Origin of the sequence: Pseudomonas sp. NFACC43, assembly GCF_900119645.1 — a bacterium.
GTDB lineage: Bacteria > Pseudomonadota > Gammaproteobacteria > Pseudomonadales > Pseudomonadaceae > Aquipseudomonas.
In genome coordinates this window covers 1-12,886 of sequence record NZ_FPKK01000031.1, presented here as the reverse complement: position 1 = coordinate 12,886, position 12,886 = coordinate 1, and the positions used below count along the sequence as shown (strand labels likewise).

The following is a 12,886-nucleotide window of genomic DNA, read 5'->3' as shown; positions in this document are numbered from 1 at the left end:
GGGGCGGCGAGTGGCGCAACACCTGGGCGATGCGCCGGGGATCGAGCACATCGCCGCCCACCATCAGGTAGCGCAGGGCCGCGAAGGCCGGGGCCAGAGGTTCGGCGAACTGATGGAACAGCCCGGCGGTGAGCCAGAGGACGCTGACTTCATGGCGCAGCAGATGTTCATTGAACCGGGCCGCATCCAGCAGGGTGTCGCGAGGACAGACCACCAGACAGCCGCCGTTGAGCAATGCGCCCCAGATTTCCAGGGTGCTGGCGTCGAAGGCCGGGTTGGCGGCCAGGGCGATGCGATCCTGGGCGTTGAAATCGGCGAAACCGTTGTTGCGCACCAGGCGGGTGATGGCGCGGTGGGGCACCTGCACCCCCTTGGGCATGCCGGTCGAACCGGAGGTGTACATGACGCAGGCCGTCGCGTCGGCGGGCCGCGGTACATCCGGGCCGGGCGCCGCGGCGCTGACCAGGGTGTCTTCCCAGGTCGCCAAGGCAAGGGATTGGACGGCTGGGTCCGCGGGGATCGAGTGCGGTTCGTCCACCAGCAACCAGGCGCTGCCGCAATCGTGCAGCAGATTGCGGCGCCGCTCCGAGGGCGTGGCCGTGTCGATGGGCACATAGGCCGCGCCGTTTTTCAGGATCGCCAGGATCGCCACGATCAACCGTGGGCCACGGGCAAGGCACAGGGCAACCCGGGCGCCCGGCACCACGCCGTGTTCGGCCAGCCAACCGGCCAGTCGGCCGGCGCGCTCATCGAGCTGGCGATAGCTCAGGGACTGCTCGCCGGTCTGGATCGCCGTCGCCTCGGGCCGCCGCTTGACCTGCGCCTCGAACAGGCGAGGCAGCGACTCATCGCGAGGGTAGTCACGGGTGGTGGCATTGAAGGTGTGCAGCACGTGTTCGCGCTCGGCCGGGCCGAGAATGGACACGGCCTCGAGCGGTTGTCGGTCATCGGCGACCAATGCTTGCAGGGTGGTGTGCAAGGCCTGCCAGTGACGTTGCACGGTGTCGGCCTCGAACAGCGCGGTGGCGTAGATGAACCGACCGGCAATCCGGCCGTCACGCTCGTGCAGGTCCAGGGTCAGGTCGAACTTGGCGCTGTCTTCATGGGTGGATAACGGCGTCAGCTCCAGCGAGTCCAGCTCCAGGCTGGGCTGCGGGGCGTTCTGCCAGGCGAACATGACCTGGAAGATCGGACTGTGGGCCAATGAGCGCGAGGGATTCAATGCCTCGACCAATTGCTCGAAGGCAACTTCCTGATGGGCCTGCGCATCCAGGGCGGTACGCCGCACCTGGGCCAGCAGTTGGCTGAACGCATCGACCTCACCGAGCCGCACCCGCAACGCCTGGGTGTTGACGAAAAAGCCGACCAGCGGCTCGACCTCCGCCCGGGTCCGGTTCGCCAGGACCGAACCGATGACCAGGTCGTCCTGCCCCGACAGGCGCGCCAGCACCACCGACCACGCGGCCAGGAGCGTCATGAACAGGGTGCAGCCATGTCGTTCGGCCACGTGCTTGAGCGACTGGACCAGGTGGGCGTCGATGCCCACCTCCAGGCTGGCACCGGTGAAATCCTGGTGCGCCGGGCGAGGGCGGTCCAGGGCGAGGTTCAACAGCGGCGGTGCGTCTTCGAGCTGGGTGCGCCAGTAGGCCAGTTGTTCGGCGATCCGTTGCGCCTGGCGCGCAGAGCGCTGCCACAGGGCATAGTCGGCGTACTGGATGGCCAGTGGCGGCAGGCGGTCGGCCTGGCCGTGGACAAAGGCCCGGTACAGTTCAGTCAGTTCCCGGGTGATGACCGATAACGACCAGGCATCGCCGACGATGTGGTGCAGCGTGACCAGCAAGACGTGCTCCTGCTCCTCCAGGCGCAACAGGCGCGCACGGATCAGCGGACCGCGCGCCAGGTCGAACGGTGCCTGGGCCTCGGCGGTGCAGTGGGCCTGGAAGACCGCCGGGGGCTGGCCGCGCAGGTCGTCGACGGGCATGGCGAAGGCCTGCGGCGGGTCGATGATCTGGAACGGTTGCGCGCCCTCGGAAACGAACCGGGTGCGCAAGGCTTCATGCCGCTCGACGATTCGCGACAGGGCGGCCTGCAACGCCGCTGGGTCAAGCGCTCCCCGCAGGCGCAGTCCGCCGGCCATGTGGTAGGCCGCGCTGGCCTGGGCATCGAGGTGGGCGATGAACCACAGGCGCTGCTGGGCGAAGGACAACGGTAGCCGCGCCGGGCGCATCGCCGCCGGAACAGGCGCCGCCCCGGACAACCCGGACGCTCCCAGGGATTCGATGGCACGGGCCTGCCGCGCCAGGGTCGGGTGATCGAACACGCAGGCCAGGGGCAGTTCGATGCGCAGTTGCTGGCGCAGTTGGGAAATCAGTTGCACCGCCAGCAGCGAATGGCCGCCGGATTGGAAGAAATGGTCCTCACGGCCTACCCGTGGGCGTCCCAGCAGGCGACTCCAGATCGACGCCAGTTGAGTCTCCAGCGGCCCTTGGGGCGCTTCGAAATGATCGCTTTCCGTCTGCTCCGGCGCCGGCAGCGCGCCGCGGTCCAGCTTGCCGTTGGGGGTCAGGGGCAGGGTCGGCAAGGCCACGTAGGCCCCAGGCTGCATGTACTCAGGCAGACAGGCGTGCAGGGCCTCGCGTAACTGGGCCTCGGATACCGGGCTGTCCGCCTGCCCCACCCAGTACGCCACCAGGCGCGGATCGCCGCTGGCGTCTTCGCGGGCGATCACGACGGCATGCAACACACCGGGCACCCGGGCCAGGGCGGCTTCGATTTCTCCCAGCTCGATGCGGTAGCCACGCACCTTGATCTGGAAATCGTTGCGCCCCAGGTAGAGAAGCTGACCGTCGGCAGTCCAGCGACCCAGGTCGCCGGTGCGGTACATCCGGGCCCCCGCCTGGAGCGCGAACGGGTCGTCGACGAAGCGCTCCTGGGTCAGCTCGGGTCGGTTCAGGTAGCCCCGGGCAACGCCGGCACCCCCGATATAGAGTTCGCCCACCACGCCCTGGGGCACCAACTGGCGGTGCGCATCGAGAATGTAGACCTGGGTATTGTCCAGCGGTCGTCCGATACCGGGGACGAAACCCTGCTCACGACTCATCGACACCCACGTCGAGTAGGTGGTGGTCTCCGAAGGGCCGTACAGGTTGCACAGGCGTTGCACTGCGCTGTGGGCGAACACCTGCTCCACCAGGCTTTGCTTGAGGGGCTCGCCGGCCAGGTTGACCACCTGTGTTGACCCTGGGATCGCCTGGGCATTGACCAGCGCATCAAGGGCCGAAGGCACGCTGTTGATCAGCGTGACCGGCACGGGGCGGTCGAGCAAGGCCAAGGCGTTGGTGGCCACGTGCAAGGTGGCGCCGGCGGCCAGGGGCACGAAATATTCGAACACCGCCAGGTCGAAATTGATCGAGGTGGCGAAGAGGCTGTCCCGCAGGCTGGCGGTATCGAACGCATGCAGCGCCCAGTGCAGCAGGTTGCAAGCGTTGCGGTGCTCGATCATCACGCCCTTGGGCGTACCGGTGGATCCCGAGGTATAGATGACATAGGCCAGGTGAGCGCTGGTCAGGCCAAGGCTGGCGGGATCCGGGTCATGGACGGGTTGTTCGGCCAGGCGCGCCTTGACAGGGGCCGCGTCCAGGCAAAGCACTTCGCAACCGGCGGGCGCCGGGACGCTCGATTGCAGCGTGCCGAGTGTCAGCAGCGCACGAGGCGTGCTGTCGGCGAGCATGTGCAGCAGGCGTTCCCGCGGGTAGGCCGGGTCCAGCGGCACATAGGCGGCACCGGCCTTGAGAATGCCGAGCAGGGCGATCAGCAGCTGGGGGCCACGCTCCAGGCAGATCGCCACTCGGCTGTCCGGCTCGACACCGGCCTGCAGCAGCAGGTGCGCCAGCCGATTGGCCTGGGTATTGAGCGCCTCATAGGTCAGGGGGCTGGCACCGTTGGCGGCGTCGAAACGGGCGGCGATGGCCTGGGGTTGCCGTTGGGCCTGCCGCTCCACGGCCAGGTGCAGCAGAGCCGGGCCGTTATGCGGGCGGGTGGTGGCGTTGAACGTGCGCAGGACCCGCTCCTGTTCGGCGGCGGGCAATACCGAAAGCTGGCAAGCCAGGGTCAGGGGACGCTGTTCCAGGGCGTCGAGCAGGTTCTCCAACGCGGTGCGCAGCCAGCCCAGTACCGGTTCGGCGCCCACCTGGTGATCGATTTGCAGGCTCAGCGAAAAGCCTTCCCCCAGGTCGTCCACCGACAGGTTGAAGGGGTAGTTGGTGCGCTCCTCACCGCCCAGCACCTGCATGCCATCGACCTGGGGTGCATGCCCGGGGGCCGCACTGTGGCGATAGTTGAGCAACGCCGAGAACAGCGCGGTGCCGCTGGGCAAGGCGCTGCAACGCTGGGCCAGGCCCAGGGGGGCGTGCTCGTGGGCGATCAGCCGGCTGAGCAGCGTGTGGGTGTCGCGCAATGCCTGTTCCACTGAGACGGCCAGGCGTACCCGCAGGGGCAGGGTATTGATGAACAGGCCCATGGCACTGGTCGCTTCGCCGGCACCCAGCAGGCGACCGAACATCACGGTGCCGAAGACCACGTCGTCGCGGCCGCTGGTCTTGCCCAGGACCAATGCCCAGGCAAGATGGAACAGGCTGGCGCTGCTGACCCCCAGGACACGCGCACGCTCACGGATCCGCCGGCTCAGGTCGAGGGTGAGTGCGGTCTCCAGGGTCTGTACCTGGTTGCCATCGCCGCGTACGTCCAAAAGGCCGCAGGGCGCGGTGGGTTCGTCGATGTCCCCCAGCAGCTCGGTGAAGAATGCCTCGTGCTGCGCTTCGCCCAGGCCCTGGCGTGCGCGCAACACGAAATCCCGGAACGGCTGCGGCGGCTGCAGATCCGCCAGACGGCCTTGCTGGATCGCGGCGACTTCTCCCACCAGGCGTTCCAGCGAGGTATGGTCCATTACCGCGTGGTGATGCAGCAATTGCAGCAGCCAGCGTCCGGTTCCCGGATCCTCGGCGGCCACGGCGCGCATCAGGGGCGCCTGGCGCAGGTCCAGGCGCTGATGACGCGGGTCGGCATGGGCACGCAGAGCGGCCTCGACGTCGACCTGGCTCGGATGGAGGACTTCCAGCGCCAGGGGCGCCTGGCGCCAGACTACCTGCACCGGCTCGTCAAGGCCTTCCCAGGCCAGTGCCGTGCGCAGGATGTCGTGGCGGGCGATGGCCTGGTTGAGGGCATCCATGAAACGTCGCAGGCAGGGCTCATCGTCGAAGGCCAGCAGCACATGCAGCAGATAGGTATCGCCGTGCTGCTGGAGCAGGTGATGAAAGAGGATGCCCGCCTGCAACGGCACCAGAGGATAGATGTCCTGGATATTGGCGCAGCCGCCCGGCACGCTGGCGACGATACTGGCGATCTGTGCTTCGTCCAACTGGCAGAGATCGAGCATCGCCGGGGTGATGTCGTCGGTGCCTGGCGGCAGGCCGCTACTGCTGCCGGCCTGGGCGGCGGGGTTGCGCAGGGCTTCGATCAGGGCCGGTTTATGGCTGCGCAACAAGGCGATCAGTGCCTGGTCGGCCAATACCTGGTCATCGGCCACTACCGATAATTGATCGCCGCGCAAGGACAGGGTTACGCCACGTTGTTTGAGCAGGGCCAGCAATTGTTCCGTGGTCACAGGAGCAGTTCCTTCAAAGGGGTGGTGGCCATGGCCAGACCGGCGAGGGTCGGGGTGGTGAAGAGTTGGCTGATGTCGACCCGCAGGTTGTGCTGTCGCATGCGCTCCACCAGAGTCATGGCGATCAGCGAATGGCCGCCCAGGGCGAAGAAATTGTCGTGCCGGCTGACCCGTTCGACATTCAGCAACTCGCACCAGAGCGCCGCCAGGGTGATCTCCAGTTCGCCTTGCGGGGCTTCGTAGAGGGTCTGCACGTAAGCCTGGGCGTCGGGTTCCGGCAGGGCGTTGCGGTCGAGCTTGCCGTTGGCGGTCAGCGGCAGGCTGTCCAGGCGCACGTACAGGCCGGGCAGCATGTAGTCGGGCAGGCGTTCGGCCAGGGCGGCCCGGGCCTGGCTCGGCGTCGGTGGCGCCGTGCCCTGCAGGTAGGCGACCAGCCGTGTCACGCCGTGGCGGTCGTTGCGCCCCACCACCACGGCTTGCTGCACACCGGGCAAGGCCAGCAACTGGCTTTCGATTTCACCCAGCTCGATGCGGTGGCCGTGGATCTTGACCTGGAAATCCGTGCGCCCCAGGTAGCTGAGGCTGCCATCCTCTTCCCAGCGCCCGAGGTCGCCGGTGCGGTAGAGCCGCCCACCGGCCTGGGCAGTGAACGGATCGCTGAGGAATCGTTCGTCGGTCAGGGCCGCGCGCTGCCAATAACCACGGGCGACCCCATGGCCACCGATGTGTATTTCCCCGGCCACTCCCACCGGCACGCGCCGGCCATGTCGATCGAGGACATGCACCTGGGTGTTGGGCAGCGGTTGGCCGAGGCTCGGCGTCGAATGGCTGTCGAGCCAGGCACTGGTGGTGTCGACGGTGCACTCGGTGGGCCCATAGACGTTGAGCACCCGAACCTCGGCTTCAGCGGCCAGTTGCGTCCAGAGTTCGCTGGGCACCGCCTCGCCGCCGAGCAGGATGCGCCGTGGCAACGGTTGTCGTGTCTGCGCCGCCTGCCGATGCTTGAGCAAGACCTGCAACTGGGTCGGGGTGCAATCGAACAGCGTGACCTGGCGGCTGTGCAGGTAGTCCAGCAGGGCGCTGGCATCCAGGCGCACCCGTTTGGGAATCAGCACCAGGCAGTGGCCGCTGAGCCATTGGCAAAGCTGTTGTACCGAGGCATCGAAGGCGACCGAGGCATTGAGCGAGCAACGGGTGCCCGGCGGCAGGTCGTCCAGGCGTTGACGCAGCCCGGCCCAGAGGTTGAGCACCGAGTGGTGCTCGACCATCACACCCTTGGGCTGTCCGGTGGAGCCAGAGGTGTAGATCAGGTAGGCCAGGTCCGTGGGCTGCTGGCCCAGGGCGATAGCGTCCGGGTCGTCCGCGCTGGCCTGGGTCCAGGCCAGGGATTCGGGCGCGTCAAGGCTGAGCAGTGGTCCACCCGTAAAGGTCGGTAAACGAGGACGCACCCGTTCCTGGGTGAGCAGGGCCGCCGGTGCGCTGTCGTTGAGCATGTAGGCCAGCCGGGGCGCCGGGTAGTCAGGATCCAGCGGCACATAGGCGCAACCGGCTTTCCACACCGCCAGCAGGGCAATCGCCAACTGCACCTCGCGCTCCAGGCACACGGCGACGAGCTGGCCGCTCTGCACACCCAGGTTGCGCAAGTGATGAGCCAACCGGTTGGCCTGTTCGTTGAGCTGGCGGAAGCTCAATGCCTGGTGTTCGTCGATGACGGCCAAGGCATCGGGGGTGCGCGCAGCCTGTTCGGCGAAGCGCTGCTGCAAGGTCGCGCCGGACGACGGCAGGGCCACTGGCCGGTTGAAGCGATCCAGCCGCGCTTCTTCGTCGTCGGGCAGCACGCGCAACTGCTGGACGGGGGTGTCGTCGGCCTGTTCCAGTGCCTCGACAAGGGCGTCCAGGGTTTGCAGCATGAACCCGACCAGGCGCGCAGGCGCGTACGCCGGGTGGGTCTGGGCGGTCAGTTGAAAGCCTTCGCCCAGGTCGTCCACCGCGAGGTTGAAGGGATAGTGAGTGCGTTCTTCGCTGTGCAACAGGCTCATGCCCGGCATGGCCTGGCGGACGTTCGCCTGGTCGGCATGGCTGTAGCGGTAGTTGAACATCGCACTGAACAGCGCGGTGCCGGCGGGTACCGCGCTGCAGCGCTGGGCCAGTGCGAGTGGGGTCTGCTCGTGGCTGAGCAACCCGTTCAAGGCCTGCTGCACGCCTTCGAGCACGATGCCCACACCGCCATCCAGGCGCACCCGCAAAGGCAGGGTGTTGATGAACAGTCCCAGGGCCCGGTCGGCATGGGCTCCGGCTTGCAGGCGGCCGAACAGCACGGTGCCGAACACCACGTCATCGCGCCCGCTCAGGCGGCTCAACACCAGCGCCCAGGCCAGGTGGCAGACGCTGGCGGCACTCACGCCATGGGCACTGGCTTGCTGGCGCAGGCGGTGCGCCAGCCCAGGCTCCATCGGCTGTTGGTGTTCCAGGGCGCGCCAGCGGGGATCGGCCTGCACGTCGATGGCGAACGGCAGGGTGGGTTCGTCCAGGTCCCCCAAATGCTCGCTGAAGAACGCCTGTGCCGCACTGACAACCTGCGGTCGACGCGCATGGGCCACCAGCCCGCGAGCGCTGACGGGGCGCGACAGCTGCGCCTGCCGGCCGCCTTCGATCAGTGCGATTTCCTCGATCATCAGTTCCAGGGAAGTGTGATCGACCACCACATGGTGATGCACAAGCAACAGCAGCCAGCGGTCGTGGACGGCGTCGAACGCTACCCGTGCTTCGATCAATGGCGCCTGGCGCAGGTCGAGGCGGTAATGGCGAGGGTCGGCACTGGCGTGCAGTTGCGCGGCGACGTCGCCCTCGAATGCCAGGCGCACTGGCTTGAAGGCCACCTGGCGCAGCACCACTTGCAGCGGCTCCTGCAAATCCTCCCAGAGCACCAGGGTGCGCAAGGCATCATGCCGGGCGATGACCTGTTCCAGCGCAGCGCAGAAACGTTGCAGGCACGCTTCGTCGGTGAACGCCAGCAGGCTGCGCAACAGGTAGTTGTCCCCGGCACTCTGGGCCCGATGGTGGTAAAGCATGCCTTCCTGCAGAGGGCCCAGCGGATAGATATCCTGGATGTTGCCGGCACCGCCGGGAACCTGTGCCGCGATCCTGTCGATCTGCGCCTGGGCCAGTTCGACGAGGTCGAGCATCGGCGGGGTGATCCGCGAGCAGGGGGTAGGGATGCAACTGACGCTTTCCACGGGCGCGGCCTCGGTACCCAGGGTGTCCAGGCGTTGCGCCAGGGCCGCGAGGGTCGATCGCTCGAAGACACTGCGGATATCCAGGTTCCAGCCGTTGCGGCGCAGTTGTTCGAGCAGTTGCACGGCCAGCAGGGAGTGTCCGCCCAGGCTGAAAAAATCATCCTCGCGACCGATGTCCGGCTGGTCGAGCACCTGGGCCCAGATCGCCGCAAGCCGACGTTCGGTGTCGCTGCGCGGAGGGGACTTGTCCCGGTCGGCGGGCAGCGTCACGGGCAGGGGCAGTGCCTGCCGGTCGAGCTTGCCGTTGGGCGTCAGGGGCAACTGGGGTAGCGCGATGCAGGCGCTGGGCAACATGTAGTCCGGCAAGCGGTTTTCCAGGTAGGCCCGCACCTGCGCCAGGTCCGGGACCGGCGCGGCGGGATCCTGGGCGACCAGGTAGGCCACCAGCCGCGGATCCCCGCCAGGCCCGGGTTGGGCCAGGACCACCGCTTCGCGCAGGCCCGGCATGCCCAGCAGTTGCGCTTCGATCTCTCCCAGTTCGATGCGAAAGCCCCGCACCTTGACCTGGAAGTCGTTACGGCCCAGGTACTCCAGGTGTCCGTCGGCACGCCAGCGGCCCAGATCGCCGGTGCGGTACATGCGCGCTTCGGGATCGCTGACGAAAGGGTCCGGCAAGAACCGCTCGGCGGTGAGTTCGGCCCGGTTCAGGTAGCCACGGGCCACGCCGGCCCCGCCGATATGGATTTCCCCGGCCACACCCAGAGGCACTGGTTGGCGATGCCGATCGAGCAGGTAGATGCGCGTGTTGTCCAGGGGTTGACCGATACCGGGCAGGTAGCCCTGCTCACGGCTCATCGACAGCCAGGTGGAGTAGGTGGTGGTTTCCGTCGGGCCATAGAGATTGCAGACCCGGTCCGTGGTGCCCTGTGCAAACAGTTGCTCCACCAGCCGTGCCTTGAGGGGCTCGCCGGCCAGGTTGACGACTCGGGTGGTCGGCGCGATGGCGCCGATCCTCACCAGTTCCTCCACGGCCGAGGGCACGCTGTTGATCAGCGATACCGTATGGGGGCGCTCCACCAGGGCCAAGGCATTGTCCACCAGATGCAAGGTGGCGCCGGCGGCCAGGGGCACGAAGCACTCGAACACCGCCAGGTCGAAATTGATCGAGGTGGCGAACAGGCTGTGGTGCAACTCATCGACGTCGAAACTGCGCAGCGCCCAGTGCAGCAGGTTGCAGGCGTTGCGGTGCTCGATCATCACGCCCTTGGGCATACCGGTGGAGCCTGACGTATAGATCACATAGGCCAGGTGCGCGGCGTTCAGGTCCGCGGCATCGGGATTGTCGATGGGCTGGGCGTCCAGCCGAGCCTGTAGCTGCGGTGTGTCCAGGTCCCATCGCTCGATTGCGGTGGTGGCCGGTAGGCGCGTGCGCAATGCGTCACTGCTGAGCACCAGGCGCGGGGCGCTGTCTTCCAGCATGTGCCGCAGGCGTGCCGGCGGATAGGTCGGGTCCAGGGGGACGTAGGCAGCGCCGGCCTTCAGGGTGGCCAGTAACGCCACCAGCATGTGCGGACCACGCTCCAGGCAGATCGCCACCCGGTCGTCGGGTCGCAACCCGGTCGCCAGCAGGGCGTGGGCCAACCGGTTGGCCTGGCGATTGAGCTGGCCATAGGTGAGCGTGGTCGTGCCGGCTGACGCGGTTTCGATATGGGCGGCCACGGCATCGGGCCACAAGGCGGCCTGGCGCTCGAACGGCTGGTGCAGCAGGGTGTCGCGCGGATGTGCGTGTCGAGTCTGGTTGAACCCTTCCAGCAACTGTTGCCGTTGCGCCACGGGCAGGCTGTCCAGGGTGCAGGCACCGGTGGTCGGCGCTGTCTCCAGGGTCTGCGCCACCACGTGAAGGGCCTGGACCATATGGGCCAGGACGGTTTCGGCGCAGACCGAGCGATGGATCTGTGCGCTCAGGGCAAATTCATCACCCAGGTCGTCCACCGACAGGCAGAACGGGTAGTTGCTGCGCTCCTCGCTGCCCATCACCTGGATGCCGGGCAGGTCGAATTCCGGGCGCGTCGAGCGTTGGCCCTGACTGTGACGAAAGTTCAGCAGTGCCGAGAACAGCGGCGCATGGGCGGGCAAGGCACTGCAGCGTTGGGCCAGGGCCAGGGGCGCATGTTCATGGGCCAGTAGTTCCACCAGCCGCCCATGGACTTGGCGCAATGCCGTCTGCAATGGTAGGTCGAGGTCAATACGCAGCGGCAAGGTGTTGATGAACATGCCCAAGGCGCGGCCGACGTGCTGTTCGGCGTTGAAGCGTCCGAACAGCACCGTGCCGAACACGACGTCGTCGCGGCCGCTGGTCTTGCCCACCAGCATTGCCCAGGCCAGGTGGAACAGGCTGGCGACGCCCACTGCCTGGGCCTTGGCCAGATGCCGCAGGCGCACGGATAATGCCGGATCGAGCTGGCACTGGGCCTCGCGATTGTCGCGTCCCGAACCCTGGATATCATTCAGCCCATAGGGCAGGGTCGGCTCGTCGAGATCACCGAGCAAGCGTTGGAAATAGGCCTCTGCATCCGCCTGGCGTCGGGGCTGGCGCGCCTGGGCCACGAATTGGCGAAACGCGATGGCGGGGGGCAGCGGATGCCGGGGATCGAGCATCAGCGCCCGGACTTCGGCGAACAGCAGGCCCAGGGTGGCGTGGTCGATGGACAGGTGATGGTGAACCAGTTGCAGGTGCCAGCGCTGGTCGGCGGCGTCGAAGCGTACGAAGGCTTGCGCCAGGGGGGCACGGCGAATGTCCAGGTGCTCCTCAGCAAAGGCTCGGCCCTCGTCGAGCAGGACCACGGGCAAGCGGGCGACGCGCCAGACCACTTGCACCGGTGTATCCAGGCCTTCCCAGAGCACGGCGCTGCGCAACACGTCATGACGAGCGATGACTTGGTCGAAGGCGTCGATGAACCGTTGCAGGCGTGCCTGGCTGTCGAAGGCCAGGGTCGCGCGCAGCAGGTAGGCATCGTCCCTGGGCTGCAACAGGTGGTGGAACAGCAGGCCTTCCTGCAGCGGTGCCAGGGGATAGATGTCTTGTACGTTGGCCAGACCGCCTTCCACCGTGGTGACGATGTGGTCGATCTGCGCCTGGGTCAGGTCGAGTGAGAGCGTCGCCGCAGGTTCCGGGTCCTGGACTGAGTGTTCCAGCGTCGCCGCCAGGTTGAGAAGGTTGGTCGCGTTGAACAGGGTCCCGACGTCGAGGCTCCAGCCTTCGGCGCGCAGTTGCTCCACCATCTGAACGGCCAGCAGGGAGTGACCGCCCAGGGCAAAGAAATTGTCCTGGCGACCGACACGCGGTACGCCCAGGATCTGGGCCCAGAGTTCGGCCAGGCGGGTTTCCACCGGTCCCTGCGGCGCGTCGTAGCGGTGCAGGGCGAAGTGAGCTTCTCCCGGCTCGGGCAAGGTGCGGCGGTCCAGCTTGCCGTTGGCGGTGAGGCTGAAGGCGTCCACCTGGACGAACGCGGCGGGCAGCATGTAGTCCGGGAGCACCGCGGCCAACCGGGCGCGCAGTTCGCTGGGGTCCTGGGCGCTGGTGGCGGTGAAGTAGGCCAGCAGGCGCTGCTGGGCGTCGGCCAGCACCACCGCTTCGGTCACGGATGGCAAGGCCTTGAGCTGCGCCTCGATCTCCCCCAGCTCGATCCGGAAACCGCGGATCTTGACCTGGAAGTCGTTGCGCCCCAGGAACAGCAACACGCCGTCGACGCGCCAGCGGGCCAGGTCGCCGGTGCGGTACAACCGCGCGCCCGGCGTCGGGTCGAAGGGATGGGGCACGAAGCGCTGTTCGCTCAACTGCGGCTGGTTCAGGTAACCCAGGGCCAGGCCATCGCCGCCGATGTACAGCTCGCCGGCGACGCCGATGGGCACGGGGCGACGTTGGTCGTCGAGCACGTAGACCTGGGTGTTGCCGATCGGCTTGCCGATGGGAATGTCACCGGCCAGG

2 protein-coding genes are annotated in these 12,886 nt (G+C 67.3%); both read right to left on the bottom strand.

Annotation, left to right across the window (positions count from 1 at the left end; translation table 11 throughout):
- Positions 1–5,662: non-ribosomal peptide synthetase (locus BT179_RS26135; protein ID WP_143148740.1), on the bottom strand; the 5,662-nt coding region annotated here is incomplete at its 3' end.
- A partial coding sequence (locus BT179_RS26130) for a non-ribosomal peptide synthetase (RefSeq protein WP_143148739.1) occupies positions 5,659–12,886 on the bottom strand: 7,228 nt, incomplete at its 5' end. The genes BT179_RS26130 and BT179_RS26135, both read right to left, overlap by 4 nt.